Below are 24,489 nucleotides of genomic sequence, written 5' to 3' on the forward strand. Positions count from 1 at the left end.
GAGGTAGAGAATGGAAATCAACCTCAAATTGAACGAGTCCCCTTTTCCTCCTTCGCCTCTGTCAATTCAAATGGCTATGAACTATATCAGCAGCTCAAACAGATATGAAATAGAGGAGCTGAGAGAAAATCTTATTGAAGAGCTAGCAAAGTACAGCGGCGTAGATAAAGAAATGATAGAAATTTTTCCTGGTTCATCCTATCAGCTACTTCTTTCACTTATCTATGCTAAGGTCAACACATTACAATTCATTGCACCTTTTCCCACTTTTCATGTTATGTATGATTTGGCTGAGGTCTACAAGGTTGATATGAAGGATGTGGAACTCGAGGGAGAAAACTATACATTGCCGGTGGAGAGACTAATAGAGAATTCGAAGGGTTCAATCGTATACATATCCAATCCAAATAATCCAACATCCAACATTCTTTTGGAGGATGAAGGGATTGTAAGGAAGCTGAGCAAGTACGCAAAACTTCTAATACTTGATGAAGCGTATTATGAGTTCTCTAGATTGACTTTTTCTCAATTGGCTTACGAATTAGAAAACATCATGATCGTTAGAACACTCTCAAAAGCCTTCAGCATTGCTGGTGCCAGAATAGGATATACTATTTCTAATAAGCATGTTAAGGAAACGATAAACAGCATGAGAGTAGGATATGAAGTCCCCATTGTCTCACAGGCAATGGCACTTGGAGCCCTGAGGGACTTGGAGTATATGAGGAAAAACGTTGACTCGATAATTTCAACTAGAGACTTTATCAGAGAAAAGCTCTTGGAGAGGGGGATTTGGTCTCCAAAGAGCTATACCAACTTTTTGCTTATTGACTTGCCCTTTGAATGCAGCACTGTGGAAAGAGAACTGAAGAGAAGCGGAATAGAAGTTCTATGTCTATCAGATGTAAAGAAATTCAGAGCAAAGTTCTCAAAAAAGATGAGAGTCACGGTAGGAAGCAGAGAAGAAATGGAAATATTTCTAGAAAAAATAACTGAGATTACTTCAAACAGGAACGGAAGGCTGTGATGGCATCTGTGGAGAGCTCTTTGGAGGACTTAAGGAGAAGAAAGCAATTACAGTCAGGATCAGTGCTACGAATATTATCAACAATCCAATAAAGATTATGAGAAGAATAGCACCAATAAAATATAGCTTTCCAGCAGTCGAAAACATGGAGTTCCCAGTTTTTGTTGCTACTAATTCAAAGCTTCTCCTCAAAAATATGCTCGATACAATTGAGACTATCCAGAAAATGATCAGCAGTGCGAGTATGCTGAGTATAATTGCCAGCTTTCCTATGAACATAGCTTGAAAAAAAGATGCCAATCCTATTATTGAGCCAATTATTAAACCTACAATTGAAACGACTAGGAAATATAAAAAGTTGTTGAATATTGCTGGTTCCCTCACTTCATCGGAAATATATTTAATTGCGATGGCCATCATTATTAGACCTACGATGGAGAACAATGAGAACTTTCCAAGAGCCCCCATTCCCCCCAGGAGAAACAGAAGAGACCCAATACCACCAATTATTTTAGCATCTTCAATTTTGCCCATATACTTTACCCAACAAATTAATTATATTCAAATAAATATTATCTTTGCGCTTTTGTTCTCTTTGTTGAAAAGAAAAAACTTATTGGCATTGCCCGGAATCAGTAATAGCTTTACTGCTTTCTTCCGAGCTTTAGGGTTATCTCTATTGTACTGACTCTGCTAGTTCTATCCTGGCCCTGGACTACTTGGCTGCCGATCTTTATGTCCTTGACTTCCACTTTTTCAGCCAGCAGCTTGTTTCTTATTATTTCGACCGCATCCACAGCCTTGCTTATAGCCCTTCCTCTTGCCTTCACTACGACCTCATCAACTCCTTGGTTGAGGAGGGCCAGGACGGCCATCACGTAGTTCATTACAGGTTTCTTTCCAACAAGGATGACATTACTCGGGGTTGGACCTTGTGCTGCCATTTTTGTTCTCACCACAGTTTTTCGTTTTATCCAGTATAAGGAGATAAAACACGGTATTTAAAACTTCCTTCCCTTTCAGCGCTGCTATGTATTAAGAAAATTACCTCGATCTTTTCCTTTAAAACGTTGCTCTTCTTTGAAAAGAGAAGCGATAGGATCGGAGAAAACTGACGTTGGGTGCTGAAGTTTTGGTTAAGGCTGTATATGCAAATTCATGTCCAAATTGTGGTGGCCCCATTTCATCAGTTAGACTTGCTATGGGACTGCCATGCTCTTCTTGCCTTCCAAGTATTGGGGAGGAAGAAGCGAAACATATATCCTTTCTTACTCCTGGAGAAAGATTCAAGCTTATTTCGAAGAAGATCTCGAGTACAGCGGAAGGAAGCTATTCAATGCTTGCTGAACTCCATGAGGAGCTTGATCGCTTTGAAAGATTCTTCAAAAGGTGTGTTGGAAAAGAATTCTGGAGCCTTCAGAGAACTTGGGCATACAGGATACTATCAGGAGACAGCTTTGCTATAACAGCACCCACTGGAGTAGGAAAAACCACCCTCCTACTTGTATACTCACTTTATGAAGCTTCCGAGGGAACAAGAGTCCTCATTTTGGTTCCAACAGAATCCTTGCTGAGGCAGTCACTTGAGAGGCTCCATACATTTTCAAGAACATTGGGCGCAGAGCTCAGAATATTGGGTTATCTGAGTAAAGCTTCCAAGAGAGAAAAAGAAGAAAATATCAGGAAAATTGAAAGTGGAGACTTTGACATATTGATCACAACCACTAGCTTCCTTTCAAGAAAGTTCAACATACTTAAGAACAAACTTTTTGGTCTCATAGTGGTAGATGATGCAGATTCTCTACTCAAAGATTCTCTCAATGTAAACAGGGTTCTTGAACTCTCAGGTTTCAAGAGCGAGGAAATTGAAGCAGCGATGAGAGCAATAAAGCTTCGGAATGAGCTATATTTCCTCAAAGCAGCGGGAAGAGGCAGTGAGAAAATTGAGCAGATGGAGAGAGAGCTCGAGGAGCTCGAAATTCTCATTGCTAGGGCCAAAGGAGAAAGAGCTAGAGGGCAACTCCTAATATCCAGTGCTACTGGAAGACAATCAGGAATTAGACCTAAACTCTTCAAAGAGCTCCTAGGTTTTGAAATAGGAGGAATTCATGCCTATATGAGAAATGTGATTGATAGCTACGAGATCCAAGCAAGTAAAGAGAGCATGAAAAAGAGAATTCTGGATCTTGTTAGGGCTCTTGGGAGCGGAGGGCTAATTTTCATATCAAAGGATGCAGGAACTTCTGAGGCCAAAGAATTAGCAAACTACCTCTTATCTAATGGAATAAAGGCTGATCTAGCGATTGCTGGAAAAAGCTCCATAGAAAAGCTAAGGAAGGGAGACGTCGACATACTTATTGGCATCTCGAGCTACTATGGAGTAGCTGTTAGAGGAGTGGATATTCCCGATAAAATCAAGTATGCTATATTTGTTGGAGTCCCTAAGAATAGAGTTCCACTGCGAAGCTCCCTGATTAGCCCAAGGAGGCTCCTTCAGGTTATCGCCTATTTATCAGACATAGATTCATCTATAAAGGAATCATATATCAGTCTAGCACAGAGGCTTGCTAAGCTGACACCATCAGAAATAAATGTCCTAAGAATATCCCTCATGAATGGAAGCATAGATGCTTTAGGAGGATGGCTAAAGGAAATCGCTGAAGAAATAATGAAGGGAATTGAGAGTGTTGAGAAAGTCCTGAAAAACGTTATGAAAGTGGGAGATTACTTGAGCGTGGGAACTGCAATTATATTCAGAGAGAGCAGTGATGATTTTTACATGATAAATCCTGATCCCCTTACTTATATTCAGGCTAGTGGAAGAACCAGCAGATTTCTCGATGAAAAGATGACGTTGGGACTCAGCATAATACTAGAATCCGATATCAGGGTTCTAGAGGCTTTTCAGAGAAAAATGTCAATATTCTCCAGGTCCTTTGTCTTATCTCCTTTGAGCAAGCTTGACCTGGAAAAAATAAAAGAGCTTCTCGAGGAATCGAGAAAAGGAGGAAAAGGGATAAAGAGCTTTAGACCGGCTAAATCTCTGCTCATGATAGTAGAATCACCCAACAAGGCAAGAACTATTGCCTGGTATTTCGGCAGACCATCAAGAAGAAAATTTGGAAGAATTACTGCCTACGAAGTTCCAATAATCGATGAAGAAACCCTTGACACTTATCTGGTGACAATAGTAGCAACGAAGGGACATGTTTTCGATCTTCCAGTAAACGATGGAATTGGGGCTTACGGAGTTATAGTGAAAGATGCAGATTTCGTTCCTGTCTATGCTCCAATAACCTTTTGCCTTTCCTGCAAAAAATCATTCTCCAGCATTGAGCTGTCATGTCCTTATTGTGGAGAAAAGAACAAGTTAGTAAGATCGACTGAGATCATACAAGTATTGAGAAAGCTTTCCCTTGAAGCGGAGGAGGTGGTGATAGCAACAGATCCAGATGTCGAGGGTGAAAAAATAGCCTGGGACGTTTATCTGATGCTTAAGCCCTTCTCCAAGAAAATAAGCAGAGCTGAGTTTCATGAGATAACCCCGGATGCTATATTGAGATCTCTTAGGAATCTCAGAGAAGTAAATATCAGTAGAGTTTCTGCTCAGATAATGAGAAGGATAACCGATAGGTGGATAGGCTTCCCCCTTTCTTCAATTTTAAAAGAAAAATATGGAAAGCCATGGCTGGGAGCAGGGAGAGTGCAGACCCCAGTACTTGGGTGGACAATAAGCAGATATGCTGAGTGGAAAAGAGATAGGGGGTTCTTCATTAGAGCTAAAGGAGAAGCTGGTATAGAAGTTTCCTTCTTTAGAAAGAATAAAGAAGAAGCGGAAAATTTAGCAGCACTCATTGAAAGAAATGGGTATCTCGAAATAATTTCATGTGATAAAAAAACAGAGCAGATAAACCCCTTGCCTCCCTACACAACTGATTCTCTCCTCTTCGATGCCAGCAGATCATTGGGATTGAGCTCAACAACGGCAATGAAGATACTACAGGATCTCTTCGAGGCAGGCCTAATTACTTATCACAGAACGGACAGCACTCATATTTCTAATAAAGGCATATCAGTAGCAAAGGAATATTTCGAGAAAGTTCTAAAGAAGCCGGAACTATTTTACCCCAGAACTTGGGGAGAGGAGGGAGCACATGAGGCCATAAGGCCAACTAGACCCCTTGGAATCGATGATCTGAGAAAGGGGATACTGGATGGAACCCTTAAAATACCAATAAACCTGACAAAAGCCCATCTAGAACTTTACGATTTAATCTTCAAAAGATTCATAGCCAGTCAAGCAAGAGCATCTATTGTCGAAAAAATCATAATGAAAATAGCATCACCAAATGGAGATTATGATGAGAAGGAAATCTTACTTAGAGAAATATCCGAGGGATTCGCATCCATAATTGCTCTGCCGTTCTCTCCAGAAGCCATAAAAATATCCTCGCTTGGAAGATTAAAAATTTTCGAGAAAGGGGTTTCTATATATAAATCTTCTCTAACTCCGCTTCATTCCGAAGGAACTCTCGTTAAAATGATGAAGGAAAGGAGATTAGGCAGGCCAAGCACTTATGCCAAAATCATAGACAGCCTCAGAAGACATGGCTACATCGTGATTTCCAAGAAAAGAAGCTTTGTCATACCAACCTCAATTGGAATCGAAGTTCACACATTCTTGACTGAGAGTTTCCCAGATCTCATTATGGAAGAAGCAACAAAAAAGCTTGAAGAGAGAATGGATTCTATAGAAAGTGGACAGAGTACCTATGAAGATGTTCTAAAAGAGCTGTACAACAAATTGAACTCAATAGGAGTTCTGGATAGAAAATCTATCTCGACTTCATTGTCGAGAGGATTCGTTGAAGAGGCTCTGGCCTAATCTCTCAGATTTTTACCCTTATTTCAATGTAGGGAAGAATTCGTCTCCCTACTTTCTCCGATCCTATGCTTACTTTCACAAGCTTGAGAGAATCCCCCATCCTCATCTTCATCTCATTGTAAACATCTATTGCCTTCTCGATGAAATCCCCCCTTCCTTTAATTACAACAACCTCCCTCTCCCCAAGCCCTCTGAGTGAGACAATTGCCCTCAGCGCATATTCGCTCACATCACCAGAGCTGACGATGATGAGATCTCCAACTTTTTCCCCCACTCACATTACACCTCGTTCTTTATACTGCACGCATGAGATTATTAAGGATAATATCTTTTCAGCAGCTATCCATATAAATACACGAGAATGGAGTAGATTCCCAGCACGACAGCTGGGGGAATTGAGCACAATATCACAATTTCAACATCTTCTTTTTTCCTGGATGAAACTAACGCATAAATTATTTTGTTCGCAATAGCTGCTGATATGGAGAGAAGCGATCCTGTGCTGATTATTCTCATGTCAACAGTGTTGCCCAATGATAGAAGGGAGAGGACTGTTGCCAAAGCATTGACAAGACCCCCCATGAATGATGTTATAAATATAGCATAGCTACCGAAAAACATTGCCACCAGCTTCACTACTATGAGTATAAACACGTATAATGAGACTCCAACCAGGGCAAGCTTCATATTGAGGGGGCTTGTTATTTTCATTTCTCTATCACTACCATTTCCATCTCTCAGTCTGCGTGAAATGAAATACGCTAGTGAGAAAAGAATTGCTAGACTAAGCATAACTCCAATTAGGACAACTGAGGCAAACCGCACATAGTCCTTTGGTCCTAGAAACGCAAGGGCGCTTACAAGAACTGTTATTCCAACTCTTATTATCATGGCAGCATTATCTACAGCCACAACTGGCACAAGTATTTTTTCTGTCAAATTCATTTTTAGCAAGTTCATCAATGTCGCTTCACTGTTTATTAGACCTCCTAGGAAGGAGACAATGGGAAGAGACTTTGAGCCAATGATTTTGTACGTCATATAGCTCAAATAAGAAATGGCAAGCACTAAAGCAAAGAATATGTACAGACCCTTGAGACTTAGACCCCAAATAACATAGTTAGTACCAAATGCTAGGGGTCCAAGTATGAACACTATAAATCCAAGTTCAAGTCCGGCCGATAAATCCTCATAGCTCAATTTCTCTACCGAAGCTGTTACAGCTTTCTTTATAGCAAGAATGCCGGCAATTAGGAAAGTCAAGCTCATGGAAATAATATAGAACCCATAGCCTGTTAGAAATCCAACAACGAAAGTCAATATGAAGACAAAGTAGCTCGTCAAGCCAGTCATTCCGGATACAAACATTCTATAGCGTATGTAGAAAGCGAGAACCAGCCCAATGAATACCAGACTGAGAGCAGAGAGAAAGAGACCTGAGTATTGAGAGACCTGAATCTTTCCACTGAGTACGAGAGCAATTACTGTTCCAAGCAAGCTCATTAGTCCATATGTCCTCACGCCTGGGATTTCTTCTCCAACTTTTTCCTTTTCAATATGTTCTAGCCTAACTTTATACCTCTCCAGGCCAAGTAGACCCCCTTCCAGAAATGAAATCAGAAGAGTTATTATCACATCGATATCAGTCTCGGTGACTTGGAAGGAAATCAATTCTTATCCCTCAGCTGGGATTCTTGGACTCATCCGCATATTGCGTCATAGATAGGGCAATCATCATTTTAAAGCTTCTCTACTAACTAAATAGAATTATAAGTTTTACTAAATATATTTAGCTTTCTTTAGAAGAGGCTTCGCTTAGCTTTCTGACTTCTCTCTCGATTTCTGGAAGCAGTCTAAGAAGAGTGGAAAGGGGGAAAACGAAGAAGCTCTCTGGAATGGAGAGAGTTTGGTGGAACTTATTATTTGTATTTAAATGCATCTTCTTCTCGATTCTGAATGGAAGAACTCTGATCTTAATCTCTTTCTCAGACCTCTTCGCAACAAAAAAGGAAAAAATATTATCAGTCTCTATAAATGCTCCGGTTTGCAGTTTTCCAGCCTCCTTCCCCCAGCACTTTATATCTATTAATGAGTAGCCCTCGAGCGTGTTCTGAAGAATTTTGCCTAAAAGCTCCTCTACCCTCTCGCATTGTACATTGAATCTCACGCTTAGCAGCTTATCATCATGATAAAAATTTAAACCAGCTTCGGATAGCTTCTCTATGATCAGGGAATGAGAGAGAAAGTCTTTGGAGAAAACCGTTATCTTGTTCCAGCACAAGCACTTCATTTTGTACACCGTTTTCCTAGCTTTGACCTTTTATCACTCAGGCGGGGATAACGCCTTCATTGCCAGCTGGCTCGAGCCTTCTAAGCTTCATCATCGTGAAGCAATTGGCAAAGCGCTCAGCAACACAGGCCCACATCATTCTGTCAGCTTCTTTACACTATCATCAACGCGCTTCCAAGATACTATTAAAGTATTTGGGTAAAAATAATTTTCACTGCCTTTGATCCTAGCTTTATTGTTCGATATCCCAGAAGATTACGAATTTAGATTTGACGATATTGAAGCAATGAGAAAAGACTTAAAGAATAGCACTCACAATAAAAAAACCATAACCCGAAACGTCCACAATATTTGAAATAAAAATCCTTTCAGGCTCGAAAGATCACATATGAGTAATTTAGGCACACTGAGGTAAGCTAAATTGGCTATCAGGCACAAATGCATTGTATGTGGTAAGGTATTTCATGAGGGTCAGGGGTATGTACTAACGAGAGGTAATATCGTACTGGAATTTCATTCGAGCAAATGCCTTTCCAAATTCTTCTCCAGAGTTTTCTATGACTCCACCGATATCACATGTATTAATGAAACCATTAAAAAGCTCCTTGAGGAATATCGAGAGCTTGAGGAGAGAAGAGAGAAGAAGCTGGAATAGCTGGTGGGCCAGGCAATGGATGATCTGAAGAATAGCTTGGAGAAGTTCTGCATAGACGAATACGTTGATAGCAAAATATATGAAGCTCTTGCCAAGCAGGAGAAGGATTCAAGGAAAAGAGAAGTTCTCCAGAGGATGAGCTTGGAGGAAAGACAGCATTATGAATTCTGGAAAAGCTTGATAGGATCAGAATGCAGGACAACAGGAATCAAAAGAAAAATATTAACTATGCTGATGTTGAGAAAGTTATTTGGACTAACATTCACTTCGCTTTTTCTGGAAAGACATGAAGCCGAAGTTGTGGAGGCATATGAGAGCATAGCACAGAAGCTTCCACAGCAGTTCTCCAAGATGCTTGAAAAAATTATAGAGGAAGAGGAAAAGCACGAGAGGGAAACGATATCAGAAATAGATGAGAGGATCGTGAAATATATGAGCTTCGTTATACTAGGCCTTGCAGATGCTATTGTTGAGATCAATGGAGTGCATGCCGGTTTTCTAGGTGTTACTGAGTCCACAATAGTTACTGGCATAGCTGGCCTTGTAGTTGGATTATCTGCAGCAATATCTATGGCTTCAGCAGCCTATCTCCAAGCAAAACATGAAGCAGGAAAATCTCCCAAGACCTCCGCATTGATGACAGGAGTGGCTTATATACTTGCTGTCGTTGCTCTTGCTCTTCCCTATTTTATCATAAGGCACATGCTCTCTGCTTTTGCCATCTCTGTTAGTCTAGGAATAGCTATGATAGCGGGCTTCACATTCTACGCTTCTGTCCTGCAGGACAAGAAATTTACAAGGGAATTCCTCGAATCCGTTGTTCTAATGATGGGGACGGCTCTAGCTTCTTATCTGTTTGGAGATTTGCTTGGAACTGTATTTGGAATAAGGGGCCTCTTAGGACCTTGATCGTTTTTTCATATGGAAATCATCCCTTTGCTTTGCTAATTCTTTCCAATATTGAGTCAACAGCACCTTTCATTGTTCTCGGAAGCTCTGAGAAACCTGTTTCCAAAAATCCCCTTATTAGCAGTGAAATCGCCTCGTCCTCGCTGAAACCCTTTGTCTCCAAATACTCAAGCTCCTCTCTCTTTATTTTCCCTATGCTAGCCTCATGAGTTAGTTCAGCATCACTGGATCTCGAGTTAAGCTCTGGAATAGATATTACTTCCGAGCCCTCATCAAGAGTTATTCCTCTACATTCAATGTGCCCTTTTACCATTTTTCCTGATGCAAATATCCTAGCCTTTGACCTTATTTTGCTCCTGTTCCTCGCCAAAAGCCTGGATATCATTTGGGATGAAGATCCAGATCCGTTCAGAAAAACTTCCGTACTATAAGAAAGTGAGCTTTCCCCACTACCTGCAACAATCTGATCTATTCTCGATGCTGAGTTATTTCCATCTTGATGAATTGCTGTATTGAAGGAAATTGATTTGGCTTCAGAATAGTTTATGTACAAATCCTGATAGACACCATTATCTTCGATCTCTGCAGCAGTAAATGCCGAAACGTTTATGCCTGGAAGCCAGTTGTGAAGCATTATTTTGGTGAACTTAGCGTTCCGCATAACATGTATCTCCTCTAAGCTCGAATGAACAGCTTCATTGACTAAGGTAAAACAACCAGAGACTCCAACAGCACTTGCTCCATCATCTACAACCGTCAAGTTATATACTTTCTGAATCACCCCTCCTCTTCCAAGAACAAAGCAATTAAATATTGGCTCTTCAACAACAGTTCCCTTAGGCACATATAGAAATATCCCACTGTCAACACGCCTTAAGTCTCCCTGAATTCTCTTGAAGGCAAATTTTTCAAAGATATCCGGATGCTCCTTTTCTGCCTCATGTATTTCCATATAAATGACTCCCAGCTGCTCCAATCTCTTAGCAATTTTCTTGTAAGCGAAGGATTCGTTTAAAACAACCCCCCCTCCCTTTTCTAGGTCAAGTCCAAGCTCCTTTGCTCTGGAAATAGCATCTCTAAGCTTATTTTCTTCCCTGTTCATTTCCTAACCCTCCCCCTCCACACTGAAGTTGCTGTAGCCTTCAGAAATCACGGTTCTGAGCATTTTCTTAGCATCACCGCCGGGAGAAATCTTCCCTCCTATCATGATATATCCTCTCCCCAATTTCCTGAGAAATCTGCTCAACAATCCAGCATGTGTGACCAAGAGGACTGCTACCCCCCTTATAGCAAGATCATCTATTAACCTCGCAATTCTCTTAACAGAATCAATGTCAACTCCACTGTCGGGCTCATCTAGGAGTGCTACTTTCGGCTTTGAAAGGAGAATCGTAGCCATTTCAACTCTCTTCATCTCCCCTCCACTGAATCCAGAGAAAGCAGGTCGCTCCAAAAGATGTGGAATCATTGTTTCGGACACTATGCTTTGTATTTCACTCTGCGTTCCATAAATATTTGAAATTTTTTCGAATAGCCAGCTAGTTTTCAGTGAGATAGGAGGAGGAGACTGGTTGGCTATTGCTATACCATTGCGAGCTCTCTCCCAGGGCGGGAGATCTGTTATGTCCTTTGAGTAAAGGAGAATTCTCCCCTCTTTAATTCTATAATTGGGCAATCCCATAATTGTCTTTAGGAGAGAGGTCTTTCCACTCCCATTCGGTCCCATGAGGACAACTATCTCGCCTGGATTCACATCTAGGCTAGCATTTCTTATTACTAGTTTCCCATTCACCTCAACGCTGAGATTTTCAACTGCGAGGGCCCTTTGCTGCAAAACCTTCACCCGGCCATCGAATAAGACTATTTCCACCTGAAGAGAATATAAGCTTCTTTCATCGTCATTCCAAAAATTTTCTGAAAAACAGCAAGTTTGCCAAATGGCTGCAGCTGTTTAAGTAAGCAAACTATAGTTTTAAATATAAACATTTAAAAATGATATTTTATGGCAATAAAGGTGGGTATCCCTTGGCTTCTATTGACTTGGAAAGGCTAATGAACAAATGGCTTCAGGCATCAGAATTCTATGTGGTTGGGAAAAGGGTGGAAAGAACAGATAGTCTAGAGAAGGCTATGGGTATAACAAAATTTACCGAGGATTTCTATATGAAAGACATGCTATTTGTGAAGCAGATCCTCAGCAAGCATCCTCATGCCAGGATAGTTTCCATAGATGATTCTGAAGCTAGAAGAGTAAATGGATTTTTGCGAATCGTCAGGGCCTCAGATATACCTGGAGAAAATCAGGTAGGTTATTCGCTCCCTGATCAACCACTTCTTGCTCACAAAAAGGTCAGATATGTTGGTGAACCAGTAGCCTTGGTGATAGCTAGAGATTTCGAATCTGCTATAGAGGCTTCCAGGCTTGTAAGCGTAAGCTATGAACCCATTCCCTATATCATTAATGCAGAGGAGGCAATCAGAGAGAAAAACATCCTAGTTCACGAGGAGAACGGCTCCAACATAGCATTCAGGACAAAGGTGAGGAAGGGAGACGTTGAAAAGGGATTTTCCGAATCTCATGTGGTTGTTGAAAACACATATAGAACAGCTCATCAAGAGCATGCCTATTTGGAAACTGAGGCCGCTATAGCAATTCCAGGCCTCGAAGGAAAGCTCACAATAATTTCTCCTTCTCAGTATCCTCATCTTACACAAAAAATTGTTTCCAAGGTACTTGGTCTGCCGGCGAGTTCTATAAGAGTTATCGTTCCATATTTAGGAGGGGGATTTGGTGGAAAAGACGATCAGGGCCCGCTCACATCCGCGAAGGCAGCTCTTGTTTCATATCTTACAGGAAAGCCATCCTTTATAATATATTCAAGAGAAGAGAGCATTGCAGTTCATCCAAAAAGAGAAGCCACAACAATAAGGTACAAGAGCGGAGCAGATGCTGAAGGAAAGTTGAAGGCAATAGAAGTGGAAATAATTCATGATACAGGGGCATATGCAAACAGAGGACCATTCATACTTTGGAGAGCCACCATGCATGCCTCAGGGCCATATGAGGTGCCCAATGCGAAGGTAGACGGTTATTGCGTCTATACTAACAAAATCTATCAGGGATCATTCAGAGGCTTTGGAAACCCCTCGGTCCAGTTCGCAGCGGAAAGCCAAATGGACATTCTTGCTGAGAAGCTGGGAATTGATCCCCTTGACATTAGACTTAAGAATATTCTGACTCCTGGAGCAAGAACGATCACTGGGCAGGAGCTGGATTCTTCTGTAGGAATTAAGGATGCCCTAGAGGCTGTTGCAAAAAGAGCAGAATGGAGAGAAAAACGAATTGCATATTCAAGAGAGAGAGGCACACTCAGGAGGGGAATTGGAATAGGAGTGGCTTGGCATGGAATAAGTACATCTAGAGGTGTTCCCGACTGGTCTGCAGGAACTGTTAAAATAGAACCAGACGGTTCCGTTTCGGTTCTCGTAGGAATTGTTGAAATAGGACAGGGATCTCCTTCGTCTTCACACAGACAGATAGTCGCTGAGGTGCTGGGAGCACCTCTCAACATGGTTCACGTCTACTTTGGAACTTCAGATGCTCCCGACGGAGGTGCAACCCATGCCTCTAGAGGTACAGGCATAGGTGCTATCGGCATCTATGTTGCATCTATAGAACTTAGAGAGAGACTAAATGCTCTTGCAGCAAAGCTGTTGGAAACTGAACCAGAGGATATTTCAATTAGCGACGGGATAGTATCATCGAAATCTGATCCCTCTAAGAGGATTAGTTGGACCGAGCTTATTAAGAAAGCATATTCTAGCGGTATCAACATGACAGCTTCAGGGTATTTCTTTTTACCGAAAGGAAAGTTTTACGACGATATTGGTCAGGGATTTGCCTATATTTCCTATAGCTACATGGCATTAATAACTGAGGTCCAGGTAGATACGGAGACCGGAGAAGTGAAAGTTCTCAAAGTTTATCCAGCAATTTCTGCTGGGAAGGTGATAAATCCAGTGCAGGTAGAGGGTCAGATCGAGGGAGGGTTTGTCCAGGGCATGGGAATGGCCCTCATGGAATCTCTCTCTTTCAATGAAAGAGGAGAGATAGTGAACAAAGACCTAACTGATTATGTGATTCCATCGTCACTCGATGCTCCAGAAATAGAAGAGCCAATTTTCATAGAGGACAGATTCAAGTATGGTCCTCTAGGAGCAAAAGGAGTCGGTGAGATGGCTCTAATACCTGCTCCCGCCTCTATAGCAAATGCCGTATCGCATGCTATTGGAAAAAGAGTAGTGGAACTACCTATTACAGCAGAAAAAGTTCTAAAATTAATAGAGGGGAGGTGAGTAATTTGTTCTATTCACTGCCAAGCTTCGAATATACTAGAGCAGATAGCTTAAGCGTGGCATTAGATTTACTGAAGGAAGGGAATTGGAAGCTGCTGGCAGGAGGAACAGATCTGCTAATCGATATAAAGACTGGGAGGCAAGCTCCAAAAAAACTATTGGATATATCCAGGATCAATGAGATAAGATATGTTAGGCCAAACGAAAATATAATTAGAATAGGGGGAGGCTCAAGGCTTCAGGAATTGCTCGAAAATATTGTAATCAGAGAGAGGTTGCCATTGCTGGCATCAGCTATACGAGAGATGGCGTCTTGGCAAATAAGAAACGTTGCGACGATTGCTGGGAATCTCTGCAATGCATCTCCAGCAGCAGACTCAGCCCCTCCCCTTCTTGTCCACGAAGCAAAAGTCCGGTTGGCCTCAACAGCAGGTTCCAGAATTGTCCCTCTTAAGGACTTCTTCATAGGTCCTAGGAAAACGGTAATGAGAGATGACGAGATGCTAACAGAGATAGAAGTCCCGTCTCTTGAGGGATATTCTTACTGGTACTATAAGCTGGGAAGGAGAAATGCTTTTACCCTCTCTGTAGTCTCTGTTGCTGTTGCCTTGAAAATAGAGGATGGGAAATTCTCAGATGTTAGGATAGCCCTCGGATCTGTGGCACCCAAACCTGTAAGAGCCCTCAGCGTCGAGGAGGAACTGGTTGAAAGAAATGCGGATGTCTCATTAGCCTACCGGGCAGCCGAGCTCGTCGAAAGGGACATATCGCCTATCAGCGATGTAAGGGCTTCCGCTGATTATAGAATGAAGGTTTCCAAGGTACTTATAAAAAGAGCTCTTATAGAATCGATAAAACGCTCAAGAGGTGAGCTGCTCTGAAAGTTTCCTTTATCTTAAATGGAGAAAAAATTGAGGTCGATGTCCCTCCCAATGAAATCCTCCTGGATACATTGAGATTAAGGCTCGGGGTTAAGGGGCCAAAGAGAGGGTGTGAGAGGGCTGAGTGCGGCACATGCACTGTGCTGCTGGATGGAAAGCCCGTTTATTCATGCAATATCTTAACAGTCCAGGCTGATGGAAGGGAAATAATGACTATTGAGAAGATCTCTCAGGAAGCTCTTGGCAGAAAGATAGCAGAATCATTCTCCAGGGAAGGGGCAGTTCAGTGCGGCTTCTGCACCCCAGGGTTCGTTACTGTAGCATATGCCCTAGCTGCGTCCAATTCAAATCCGAATGAAGCTGAAATTAGAAAGAGCATTGAAGGTAATCTATGCAGATGCACTGGCTATAAAAAAATTGTTAATGCAATAATGAAGAGCCTGTCTTCTGAGTCTAAGTGAATTTCTTCAACTGCCTTCCAGAACCCTTCCTTCTTATTTCTCCGTTCTCCACTATTATCTCTCCTCTAAGCAACGTCTTTTCAACCTTTCCCTTCAGCTTCATTCCTATGAAGGGAGTAATGGTACTCTTTGTTATCAACCATTCCTCCTTTACAATTGTTTCTCCATTTTTATCTACTATTACTATATCTCCATCGCTTTTTCCAGGAATCAGCTCTCCCTTCATCGGCCATATTCCCAGAAGCTTTGCTGGATTCCTTGAGAGCAATCTTGGAATGTCGGTCAGAGAGATCAGGTTATCTAGAGCCAAGTTGAGGAGAGAAGGAAGCAGCAACTGCACCCCAATGAATCCAGCCGGAACATCCCATATGCTCTCCCTGCTTTTTTCCTCAGGAGAATGTGGAGCATGATCTGAGCCCACAGAATAGATGACTCCAGACTTGATGGCCTCTAGCAATGCCTTTCTATGCTCCTCCTCTCTTATAGGAGGATTCACCTTCAACTTACTGCCAAAAGTACTGTAATGGCTTCTATCAAAATAGAGGTAGTGGGGGCAAGTTTCCCCCGTCATTCTTACACCCTCCTCGAAAGCTTTCAATAAAAAGTCCAGAGTTCCCTTTGAGGAAATGTGAGCTACATGCGCCTTTCCCCCAGTCTCCTTTGCTATCATATAAATCTTTGCTACGGCGATTTCCTCCGTAATAGGAGGTCTTGAAAGGAGATGAGCTGAAGGATCATTCCTTCCTGATGACTTCATTCTCTCGGTGAACAGGCTAATGAGAGAACTATCCTCAGCATGAAAAACAACTGGAAAATCGTACTTTTTCGAGAGCTCCAGAGCCCTGTAAATCGTAGAATTATCCGGAGATGGAAGATTCCCAGTAGTAGGGCCAAGGAATGCCTTAAATGCGATCGCACCTTCCTTGAGCATATACTCCAATTTATTTACGCTCTCATCTGTTAGGACTCCGTAGAGAGCAAAATCAACTGTTGCCTTCTTTTTCAATAGCTCAGCTTTCTCAGCAATTCTTTCTCTACTATCAACAGGCGGTATAGTATTTGGCATCTCAGCGACAGTAGTTACTCCCCCCACAGCAGCAGCCATTGTTCCATGTTCAAAATCATCCTTATATTCAAGTCCTGGTTCCCTCATATGCACGTGCTCATCAATTATTCCCGGGAAAACAAGCTTTCCAGTAGCATCTATAACCTCATCTGTCCCTTCTCTCGATAGCTGCTTCCCAATTTTTTCGATCTTGCCATCTGAAATTAGAATATCACCATCGAATACCAGCTCTGGAGTGACTATGTGTCCACCCTTTATCAAAACATTCATGCTTTCAACCTCCCCACAAAACCATAATCCATTTTTTGCTTATAAAATATAAAAATTAAATAAAAGGAGCCCACAGTTTTTTTTAGTGATAAAGAATGCAGAAAGAAAAAGGAAAGTTCAAATTTATTGGGACAGATATTCCCAGAAGAGATGCTGATAGCAAGATAAGGGGAAGCTTGACATATGCCTCCGACATATCTTTCCCGGGAATGCTCTACGGAAGAATAGTATACAGTCCCTACCCGTTTGCCGATATTGAAGAAATAGATCCTTCTGAAGCCGAAAGGATGGGAGCTGTGGTTATTACTCCAAAGGACGTTCCGAGCAAGCCCTTCAACATAAGGCTGGTTAGCATAAACGAGGTAACATTCAAGGATTGGAGCATTCTAACTCTAACCCCAAGATATCTGGGAGATCCTGTAGCAGCAGTAGCTGCTTCATCAGAGGAGCTAGCTCAGAAAGCTGCTGAGCTCATCAAATTCAAGTTCAGAAGAATTATGGAACCGATAATCGACCCCTTTGATTCACTGAAGGAGTCATCTCCTCCAATTAGAGAAAAAATACTGAAGGGAGAAGAGGAGGTCGAAATAAAGAGAAACATAGGAGCATCCCTGAACTATTCAGAAGGAGACATAGAAAGAGGGGAAAAGGAAGCAGAGATAGTTCTCGAGAGAAATTTCAAAACAAGCAGAAGATATCATTTCCAGCTTGAGCCCAAGGTTTCGGTTTGTTTTCCTGAATCCGATGGAAGGATTTCAATATATACAACAACACAAACAATTCACAATACAAGGATATTGGTAGGCCAAGTTTTCGGAATCCCTCTATCTCGCATAACTGTGAAGAGAATTCCAATAGGAGGATCCTTTGGATCCAGCATTCAAACCAATTTGGTAACTCTCATAAGCGTAGCTCTCTGCCTCAAAGCAAAAAAACCTGTAAAAATTTCCCTGACTAGAGAGGAAGACATGTATGATCACTCTGACTACGAGATGTATCTGAAGCTGAGAATTGGTGCTAAGAGGAGTGGGGAGCTGACGTTCGGAGAACTTGAGAACATAATGGACATAGGAGCGCATCAAGTCCAAGCTTATCCATTGCTTGGAACAGCGCTGGGGTGGTTTGTATCCCTATACAAATGGAAAAACATCAAATACAGAGGTCTAGCAGTTTATACAAACAAAACACCATCCTGTGCTTTCAGGGGATATGGAGCCCCCCAAATCTCTTGGGCAGTTGAAACAATTATGGATGAGCTTGCTGAGGAGCTGAAAATTGATCCTCTTGAGCTAAAGCTGAAGAACTACGTCGGTCTAGGGGATGTTTTCTGGGGGCAAGGGCCCTCAGTAAGGAGCATAATAAAGTCGGATGGAGTCAGGGAACTTGTAGAGAGAGGAAAACAGCTAATTGGCTGGGATAGAAGACAGCCGCCTCACTTGAAAAGAGGAAGATTCAGATCCGGAATAGGATTTGGCAGATCCTTCCACACATCCGGGGCAGGCGGTCCAATATCTGGGGAAGTGATCGATTATACTGGAGCTACTTTGAAGTTAAACGAGGATGGAAGCCTTGATTACATAACAGCACTACAGGATCACGGCGGCGGCACATTGGAAGCCCACGTAAAAATAATTGCTGAGGAGCTTGGCGTTCCTCCTTGGCTAATAAATGTAGTCCCATCTGACACAAGCATTTCCCCCTATGACGTTTGCACACATGCTTCAAGAGGGACATATGTTGGAGGAGAGGCTGCGAGGAGGGCAGCTCTTGCCGTCAAATCCAAGATATTTGAGTATGCAGCCAGAATATTATCCAAGGCTGTAAACCCCGAATCGTTCAGGTTAGGCTACGATGAAAGCCTTGAGCAAGCAGTTGTCTACATAGAAGGCATGAAGGATATGAAAATTCCTCTATCAGAAGTAGCTAGAATAGGTTGGCAGAGAAACTGGGGAACCATAGCTTCCACGATAAGCTATAGAGCAACATCAGCTCCCCCCACATTCACTGTGTTCTTCGTCGAAGTCGAAGTCGATACATATACAGGAAAGGTTATCCCTAAAAAGGTAGTAGCCGGGGCAGATCTTGGAACTGTCATCAATCCAAAGCTGGCAGAGGGTCAGCTGCATGGCGGATTCGTTATGGGATGGAGCATGGCCTATCTGGAGGACACAGAATATGATAAGAGAACAGGAGAGCTTTTGAACAGAGGTATGGTTGTCGACTACAAGATACCAACATTCCAGGATGCTCCAAAACTGGAGGACTTCAAAGTAATTTTTGCAGAGACAAGTGAACCTACAGGCCCCTACGGAGCAAAAGGATTGGGCGAAGCAGCTTTGAATCCTGTCGCAGGAGCTGTGGCCAATGCCATCTACAACGCTATTGGCATTAGATTCTACAGGCTTCCAATAACCCCCGAGAAGATTCTTCAGTCCCTAACCGGTGGTGAGACGCAATGAGCGTGCTCAATAGGATCAACACGAGAGTTATACCAGCATCCTTTGAATACCATGAACCAAAAACCCTCGATGAAGCTCTGAAGCTCTTGAATGAACTTGGAGATGCTGCTAGGATTCTAGCTGGTGGAACAGATCTGCTGGTCAAGATGAAGAGCAGGTCAATCGAGCCAAAACACATCATTAACATAAAGAGAATTGAGGGACTTAGATACATATCTGAGGAAGGAGGACTTATAAAGATAGGAGCTCTAACAACATGGAGAGATCTTGAGAGATCCCAGCAGATTAGACAGAAGCTTCCAGCTCTCTACGATGCTGTTAAATCAATGGGGAGTGTTCAAGTAAGGAGTATGGCCACAATTGCTGGGAATCTCTGCAATGCATCTCCAGCAGCAGACTCAGCCCCTCCCCTTCTTGTCCACGAAGCAAAAGTCATCGCTGTCAGCCTTAGGGGGAAGAGAACCATTCCAATAGATCAGCTCTTCCTATCTCCAGGTAAAACTTCTCTATTGCCAAGTGAAATGCTCATTGAGATAGATATACCGCTTCCTCCTTACAACAGCTCCTCATCGTTCCTGAAACTGGCAAGGACTTCCATGGATCTTGCTAAAGCCAGTGCAGCAGTGTATATAAAAATGAATGGGGATGTGGTGGAAGATGCAAAGATAGCATTGGGTTCCGTGGCACCAACTCCAATCTTGGCTAAGAAAGCTGCTGCTGAGCTAATCGGAAAGAAAGCTTCAGAAGAGGTAATTTCAAAAGCTTCCAGCATTGTCGCAAGTGAAATTTCCCCAATTGATGATATACGGTCAACGGCATTCTATAGAAGAAAAGTTTCTCCTATCTTGGTTTCCGATGCAATTCACATGGCAATTTCTAGACTTCGAGGTGATGGAGCTTGATGATCAGTTTTAATCTCGATGGAAGAAAAGTCTCGATTGACATTGAGCCGAATGAGCTTCTACTGAATGTCCTCAGAGATAGGCTTGGAGTCAACGTTCCCAAATATTCCTGTGGGATAGGAGAGTGTGGGGCATGCACTGTTCTCATAGACGGAGAACCCCATCTTTCTTGTTTAACTCTGGCTGTGGACGTCAATGGAAAGGATGTCAGGACGGCTTCAGGATTGGATGAAAAAGATCTCTCTATAATTTCGAAGACCTTTGCTGAGGAGGGAGCAGTGCAGTGCGGCTACTGTTCCCCAGGAATCGCTGTTATGACGTACAGTCTTCTGCAAGAAAAAGAGAAAGTAAGTGAAGATGAAGTGAGAGAGTATTTGAGAGGAAATCTCTGCAGATGCACCGGCTATGTAAATATCGTGAGAGCTGTTCTAAAGGCAGCTGAAATGAGGGGAAAAAAATGAAAGAGCTAAAGGGAAGAGACATACTTTCATCATTTGACTTCGATAGAGAAACTGTAGAGCATCTATTTGCCGTTGCTGATTATCTGAAAAAAGAGCTCAGTGAGAGAAAGCTCAAAATTGCTGAGGGAAGAATACTGGCAACAGTTTTCTTGGAGCCAAGCACGAGAACTAAGCTGAGCTTCCAGATGGCAATGCTCAAGCTCGGAGGGAGTTACATAGACTTTCTACCTGAAACGAGCTCCCTCCAGAAGGGAGAAAGCGACATCGATACACTGAAGATCATAGATAACTACGACCCGGATCTGATAGTGTTGAGGCAAAGCAAGCCGTTCTTTCCACACAAAATCAAGGATGAGCTGAGAGCACCTATCATAAATGGGGGAGATGGCACTAATGAGCATCCGACGCAGGCATTGCTGGATGCCTATACTATTTGGAAAGAGATAGGATCGCTCGATGGTTTGAAGATCGGCTTCATGGGAGATCTGAAGTATGGTAGAACCGCACCGTCTCTCTCATATCTTCTCTCTTTCTTCAAGGGAGTAAAGATCTTCTACATTTCTCCGAAGGAGCTGAGAATAAGAGACGAGGTAAAGGAAAAAATCAAATCAAGGGTAACTTTTCAGGAGTTCGAAAGATTAGAGGAAATCTGCGAGGACCTTGACGTTCTCTATGTAACTAGACTGCAAAAGGAGAGGTTCAGCAATCAGGAAGACTATGAAAGGCTAAAATCAAGCTATATTGTGGATCGAAGAACTCTGTTAAAATTGAAAAGAATTCCAATAATAATGCATCCCCTCCCAAGAGTTTGGGAGTTGGCAACAGATGTGGACTCCCTTCCTCAGGCTAAGTACTTTGAGCAGGCTAGAAATGGGATGTTTATTAGAGCAGCCCTTATCAAAGAAATTTTAGGTCTGTAATTTCATGAAAAGCGTAATACTGAAGGATTAAAAAAGGAAAGCAGAAAGAAGCATATGTTGCTTAGACTCCTTTTCATAAATTTTTTAAAATAATTATAGAATGAGCTCTTTTCTGCATTATATTAGCTAATTTTTAAATTATAAACTAACACATGATCAACATATCATATTATTGAATTTCTTCGCTTCTTCTTTCGGAACAGATTTAGTTGCTCAGGTCATAAGTTATGATCCTCGTTCGAGGGTGAAACGTTAAATGAGCCTCTCAAACATGCTGAATAGATTCTTCGAAATCGATAAAAGAAATACAACCATAAAAATTGAAATAATAGCAGGAATAACTACTTTCCTGTCTATGGCATACATACTTTTTGTCAATCCTACAATACTTACAGAAGGTTTTTCAATTGCTCTTCATCAGTCGCTTGGAATACCAATTGGGGATCCTCTGCCTGAACAATATCTCAATCTCCTCTATAATGTCAGATTGGGATTTACAGCGGCTACTGCTATTTCTGCTGCTGTTGCCACGCTAGTTATGGCTCTATACGCGAGACTGCCTTTTGCCCTTGCCCCAGGAATGGGAGAAAACGCATTTGTGGCCTACACGATAATCCCTCTATTCAACGAACTCATTCTCTCTAGCGGGGCAGTTCAAGGACCGGCTGCTTCTCAGCTTGCTATATATTTGGCCTTAATATCTGTTCTCTTCAACGGAATTCTATTTTTAATTTTCTCAATAGGAAAAATCAGAGAATTCATAATAAACTCCGTTCCCGAATCTCTCAAGCTAGGAATCGGCATTGGAATAGGTCTTTTCATAACGCTAATAGGATTTGCTGATGTTGGGATCGTCAAGGGGGGAATAGCTACTCCAATAACATTCAACTCAAGTGCTCTAACGAGCCTTCCCTTCTATATAGGAATGCTCAGCTTCTTAGTCGCCTCAGTACTTCTAGTAAAAAAGGTAATAGGAGGATTCATAATAGCAATCCTATCATCGACATTTGTAGCAGCCCTCCTTGGAATGATCTCCCTACCATCTTCAATTGTTGTAGCCCCCTCCCTTACAACATCTATTCTAAACGAGCTGCCAAAATCATTTTATCTCTATCTATCTCTATTCGGCATAGGTTTTCCAATAGCCTTCTCTCTCTTCCTAGTTGATTTCTTCGATGGCATAGGAACGATAACAGGACTCGCTACCAAGGCAAATCTTCTTGAGAACGGAAGAATAGTAGGAATAAACAGGGCTCTTATAACTGATGCTTTTGCATCAATACTAGCGCCATTCTTTGGCACATCTACGGTAGTTATCTACATAGAGAGCGCTTCCGGAATAGAGCAAGGAGGAAGGACAGGTCTCACTGCCTTGGTTGTGTCATTGCTCTTCTTCATCTCTGTACTGCTTACTCCACTGTTCACTGCAATACCATCCTACGCTACTGGAGGAGTTCTTATGCTGGTGGGCTTGCTTTTTCTTTCCCTATCTGGCAATCTTGCTAAGCTAGAGGACTACAGCGAGCTTATCCCAGCATTTGTCACAATAACATCAATTCCGTTCTCGTACAGCATTACTACTGGAATAGGGCTTGGCTTCATAACATATACGCTCATTAAGCTGCTCTCGGGCAAATTCAGAGACTTGAAACCGGGAGTGCTGATAATAACCCTGCTCTTCGCGATCTTCTTCGTGCTCACGGCAAAGGGGTTCTAGTTTTCTAAATACAAATATTTTTTCCTCTTTTTGTTAGTGTAAGATGATGGCAAATGAAGAGAATAGCTCTCATTGTTAATCCCGTGGCAGGCATAGGAGGACCATTGTCCTTGAAAGGAAGCGATGGAGTATCCTGGGGAGAAATTGGCGTTTACATGGGCCCTTCTTTTAAGACTTCCATTATCTTTGCCAGGGAGATCAAAAAAGCTCTCTTCAAAGCCAGAGAAAGCTTTGAGCTTCTTGCTCCTAGGGGCTTGATGGGAGAGATTTCGGCTAGGGAGATAGGAATCGATCCCAGGATAATATGCAGACCTAAATATCCAAGCAAAGCTGAAGATACGAAGATCTGTTCACAATCGGCATATAGAGAAAAGGCAGATCTAATAGTATTTGTAGGTGGAGATGGGACTGCTTGGGACATTTACGATGGAGCAAATGGAGAAATTCCAATTTTCGGGGTTCCTGGGGGAACCAAAATTTACAGCTCGATATTCGCCAAGAGCATCAATGCAGCAACAAGGCTATTTCTCTCCTTTGTAAATGATAGCTACTATATAGCTGAGGGGGAGATAATTGTTGTGGATGAAGATAAGCTGAGAAGAAGCGGACAATTCTCCATAGTGAGGTCAGCTCTAGCTAAAACAATTGAATCAAGAGAAGAAACCCTTCATCAGCATAGCAAGGATCCATATGCTTCAAGAGAAGATGAAATAGAGGAATTGGCAGAATGTATAGCAGAAGAGATTGACAATAGCATTCCACTTATAATCGGTCCTGGAAGAACAGCTGGAGCAATAGCTGAGAAGCTGAAAATAAGAAGAAAAGATATTCTGAGCGTTTCAGCTGGATGGAAGGGGAAAACGTACTGTGATGATTGCTCTTCCCAGGATCTTCTCAGATTTCTAGAAGAGATAAAGGATCCAGAGATGCTTAGAATAATTGTTTCACCTTTGGGAAGCTCTGGTTTCCTCCTTGGCAGAGGAAACCAGCAAATACCTCTAGCACTTCTGAGGATTGTGAGCCTCAATAATTTTATAATAGTTTCCACTAGGTCTAAGGCCATGCGTCTGAAAAATCTTCTAGTTGATTTAAAGGACGACAGGCTCGAGCAAAAGTTTTCTAATTATGTGAGAGTTAGAACAGGATGCAATGAGGAAACGATCATGAAAATAATTCCAGCTTAAAACTCTTCTTCTCATTGAGGCAATTTTACCGTATTACCTCTTTTAC

At 42.1% G+C, this 24,489-nt stretch carries 20 protein-coding genes; 12 read left to right on the top strand and 8 right to left on the bottom strand.

The annotated features are described in order from the left end of the window. Positions 1 to 10: 10 nt before the first annotated feature. Positions 11 to 1,027, top strand: coding sequence for an aminotransferase class I/II-fold pyridoxal phosphate-dependent enzyme (locus QXR92_05360; protein MEM0319427.1), 1,017 nt, complete (start codon positions 11 to 13; stop codon positions 1,025 to 1,027). Here the strand turns inward: QXR92_05360 and QXR92_05365 are convergent. Further along, complete coding sequence (locus QXR92_05365) at positions 1,004 to 1,561, bottom strand: DUF996 domain-containing protein (GenBank protein MEM0319428.1); 558 nt, start codon at positions 1,559 to 1,561, stop codon at positions 1,004 to 1,006. The genes QXR92_05360 and QXR92_05365 overlap by 24 nt on opposite strands. A gap of 110 nt (positions 1,562 to 1,671) precedes the next feature. Beyond that, on the bottom strand, positions 1,672 to 1,971 hold the full coding sequence (gene albA, locus QXR92_05370; protein ID MEM0319429.1) for a DNA-binding protein Alba: 300 nt from the start codon (positions 1,969 to 1,971) through the stop codon (positions 1,672 to 1,674). A 188-nt stretch (positions 1,972 to 2,159) separates the two neighbouring features. Between albA and rgy the strand changes: the two genes are divergently transcribed. After that, on the top strand, positions 2,160 to 5,912 hold the full coding sequence (gene rgy, locus QXR92_05375; protein ID MEM0319430.1) for a reverse gyrase: 3,753 nt from the start codon (positions 2,160 to 2,162) through the stop codon (positions 5,910 to 5,912). A gap of 4 nt (positions 5,913 to 5,916) precedes the next feature. Here rgy and QXR92_05380 read toward each other — a convergent pair whose 3' ends face one another. From QXR92_05380 to QXR92_05390, 3 genes are all read right to left on the bottom strand, one after another. After that, a complete protein-coding gene (locus tag QXR92_05380; GenBank protein MEM0319431.1) occupies positions 5,917 to 6,186 on the bottom strand; it encodes a hypothetical protein in 270 nt (89 codons plus the stop codon). Between the two features lie 65 nt (positions 6,187 to 6,251). After that, a complete protein-coding gene (locus tag QXR92_05385) occupies positions 6,252 to 7,583 on the bottom strand; it encodes an MgtC/SapB family protein (GenBank protein MEM0319432.1) in 1,332 nt (443 codons plus the stop codon). Positions 7,584 to 7,701: 118 nt separating this feature from the next. Then, the gene (locus tag QXR92_05390; protein MEM0319433.1) at positions 7,702 to 8,202 is read right to left on the bottom strand and encodes a hypothetical protein; all 501 of its coding nucleotides are present in this window, start codon (positions 8,200 to 8,202) and stop codon (positions 7,702 to 7,704) included. A 670-nt stretch (positions 8,203 to 8,872) separates the two neighbouring features. On the opposite strand from QXR92_05390, the gene QXR92_05395 reads away from it, so the two are divergent. Further along, positions 8,873 to 9,766 (top strand): ferritin family protein, encoded by an 894-nt coding sequence (locus tag QXR92_05395; protein MEM0319434.1) that lies wholly within the window; start codon positions 8,873 to 8,875, stop codon positions 9,764 to 9,766. 19 nt (positions 9,767 to 9,785) lie between these two features. Here the strand turns inward: QXR92_05395 and QXR92_05400 are convergent, their stop codons facing one another. Both QXR92_05400 and QXR92_05405 read right to left on the bottom strand, forming a co-directional pair. Continuing rightward, positions 9,786 to 10,868, bottom strand: coding sequence for a SufD family Fe-S cluster assembly protein (locus tag QXR92_05400; GenBank protein ID MEM0319435.1), 1,083 nt, complete (start codon positions 10,866 to 10,868; stop codon positions 9,786 to 9,788). Positions 10,869 to 10,871: 3 nt separating this feature from the next. Further along, positions 10,872 to 11,600 carry an ATP-binding cassette domain-containing protein gene (locus tag QXR92_05405; protein MEM0319436.1) on the bottom strand — a complete coding sequence of 243 codons (729 nt, stop codon included), beginning with the start codon at positions 11,598 to 11,600 and terminating at the stop codon, positions 10,872 to 10,874. Between the two features lie 191 nt (positions 11,601 to 11,791). On the opposite strand from QXR92_05405, the gene QXR92_05410 reads away from it, so the two are divergent. Genes QXR92_05410 through QXR92_05420 form a run of 3 tightly spaced genes read left to right on the top strand, consistent with a single transcriptional unit; the run spans position 11,792 to position 15,464 of the window. Next, entirely contained in the window at positions 11,792 to 14,122 is a 2,331-nt protein-coding gene (locus QXR92_05410; protein MEM0319437.1) for a xanthine dehydrogenase family protein molybdopterin-binding subunit, read from the top strand. A 5-nt stretch (positions 14,123 to 14,127) separates the two neighbouring features. Further along, positions 14,128 to 15,003: a xanthine dehydrogenase family protein subunit M gene (locus tag QXR92_05415; protein MEM0319438.1), complete on the top strand. Its 876-nt coding sequence runs from the start codon at positions 14,128 to 14,130 to the stop codon at positions 15,001 to 15,003. A gap of 11 nt (positions 15,004 to 15,014) precedes the next feature. Further along, positions 15,015 to 15,464 (top strand): (2Fe-2S)-binding protein, encoded by a 450-nt coding sequence (locus QXR92_05420; GenBank protein MEM0319439.1) that lies wholly within the window; start codon positions 15,015 to 15,017, stop codon positions 15,462 to 15,464. On the opposite strand, the gene allB is transcribed toward QXR92_05420, so the two are convergent. Next, positions 15,457 to 16,800, bottom strand: a complete 1,344-nt coding sequence (gene allB, locus QXR92_05425; protein MEM0319440.1) for an allantoinase AllB — start codon at positions 16,798 to 16,800, stop codon at positions 15,457 to 15,459. The genes QXR92_05420 and allB overlap by 8 nt on opposite strands. Positions 16,801 to 16,895: 95 nt before the next feature. Between allB and QXR92_05430 the strand changes: the two genes are divergently transcribed. The 6 genes from QXR92_05430 (at position 16,896) to QXR92_05455 (ending at position 24,443) form a co-directional block, all read left to right on the top strand. Continuing rightward, positions 16,896 to 19,259: a molybdopterin cofactor-binding domain-containing protein gene (locus tag QXR92_05430; protein ID MEM0319441.1), complete on the top strand. Its 2,364-nt coding sequence runs from the start codon at positions 16,896 to 16,898 to the stop codon at positions 19,257 to 19,259. Continuing rightward, on the top strand, positions 19,256 to 20,161 hold the full coding sequence (locus QXR92_05435) for a xanthine dehydrogenase family protein subunit M (GenBank protein MEM0319442.1): 906 nt from the start codon (positions 19,256 to 19,258) through the stop codon (positions 20,159 to 20,161). Before QXR92_05430 ends, QXR92_05435 begins: the two co-directional genes overlap by 4 nt. Continuing rightward, positions 20,161 to 20,622 (top strand): (2Fe-2S)-binding protein, encoded by a 462-nt coding sequence (locus QXR92_05440; GenBank protein MEM0319443.1) that lies wholly within the window; start codon positions 20,161 to 20,163, stop codon positions 20,620 to 20,622. The genes QXR92_05435 and QXR92_05440 overlap by 1 nt, the downstream gene beginning before the upstream one ends. Then, on the top strand, positions 20,619 to 21,542 hold the full coding sequence (gene pyrB / locus QXR92_05445) for an aspartate carbamoyltransferase (protein ID MEM0319444.1): 924 nt from the start codon (positions 20,619 to 20,621) through the stop codon (positions 21,540 to 21,542). The genes QXR92_05440 and pyrB overlap by 4 nt, the downstream gene beginning before the upstream one ends. 256 nt (positions 21,543 to 21,798) lie before the next feature. Next, complete coding sequence (locus tag QXR92_05450) at positions 21,799 to 23,259, top strand: NCS2 family permease (GenBank protein ID MEM0319445.1); 1,461 nt, start codon at positions 21,799 to 21,801, stop codon at positions 23,257 to 23,259. A gap of 53 nt (positions 23,260 to 23,312) precedes the next feature. Continuing rightward, the gene (locus QXR92_05455) at positions 23,313 to 24,443 is read left to right on the top strand and encodes an NAD(+)/NADH kinase (GenBank protein ID MEM0319446.1); all 1,131 of its coding nucleotides are present in this window, start codon (positions 23,313 to 23,315) and stop codon (positions 24,441 to 24,443) included. Positions 24,444 to 24,489 lie beyond the last annotated feature (46 nt).

Source organism: Fervidicoccaceae archaeon, from assembly GCA_038734945.1.
In the GTDB taxonomy this organism is placed as follows: Archaea; Thermoproteota; Thermoprotei_A; order Sulfolobales; family Fervidicoccaceae; genus ARK-14.

Excerpts from the sequence above, each read along its gene's own strand:
- QXR92_05360 (MEM0319427.1), top strand. The coding sequence starts at position 11 with ATGGAAATCAACCTCAAATTGAACGAGTCCCCTTTTCCTCCTTCGCCT.
- QXR92_05365 (MEM0319428.1), bottom strand. The coding sequence starts at position 1,561 with ATGGGCAAAATTGAAGATGCTAAAATAATTGGTGGTATTGGGTCTCTT.
- albA (MEM0319429.1), bottom strand. The coding sequence starts at position 1,971 with ATGGCAGCACAAGGTCCAACCCCGAGTAATGTCATCCTTGTTGGAAAG.
- QXR92_05390 (MEM0319433.1), bottom strand. The coding sequence starts at position 8,202 with ATGAAGTGCTTGTGCTGGAACAAGATAACGGTTTTCTCCAAAGACTTT.
- QXR92_05395 (MEM0319434.1), top strand. The coding sequence starts at position 8,873 with ATGGATGATCTGAAGAATAGCTTGGAGAAGTTCTGCATAGACGAATAC.
- QXR92_05400 (MEM0319435.1), bottom strand. The coding sequence starts at position 10,868 with ATGAACAGGGAAGAAAATAAGCTTAGAGATGCTATTTCCAGAGCAAAG.
- allB (MEM0319440.1), bottom strand. The coding sequence starts at position 16,800 with ATGAATGTTTTGATAAAGGGTGGACACATAGTCACTCCAGAGCTGGTA.
- QXR92_05430 (MEM0319441.1), top strand. The coding sequence starts at position 16,896 with ATGCAGAAAGAAAAAGGAAAGTTCAAATTTATTGGGACAGATATTCCC.
- QXR92_05435 (MEM0319442.1), top strand. The coding sequence starts at position 19,256 with ATGAGCGTGCTCAATAGGATCAACACGAGAGTTATACCAGCATCCTTT.
- QXR92_05440 (MEM0319443.1), top strand. The coding sequence starts at position 20,161 with ATGATCAGTTTTAATCTCGATGGAAGAAAAGTCTCGATTGACATTGAG.
- pyrB (MEM0319444.1), top strand. The coding sequence starts at position 20,619 with ATGAAAGAGCTAAAGGGAAGAGACATACTTTCATCATTTGACTTCGAT.
- QXR92_05450 (MEM0319445.1), top strand. The coding sequence starts at position 21,799 with ATGAGCCTCTCAAACATGCTGAATAGATTCTTCGAAATCGATAAAAGA.
- QXR92_05455 (MEM0319446.1), top strand. The coding sequence starts at position 23,313 with ATGAAGAGAATAGCTCTCATTGTTAATCCCGTGGCAGGCATAGGAGGA.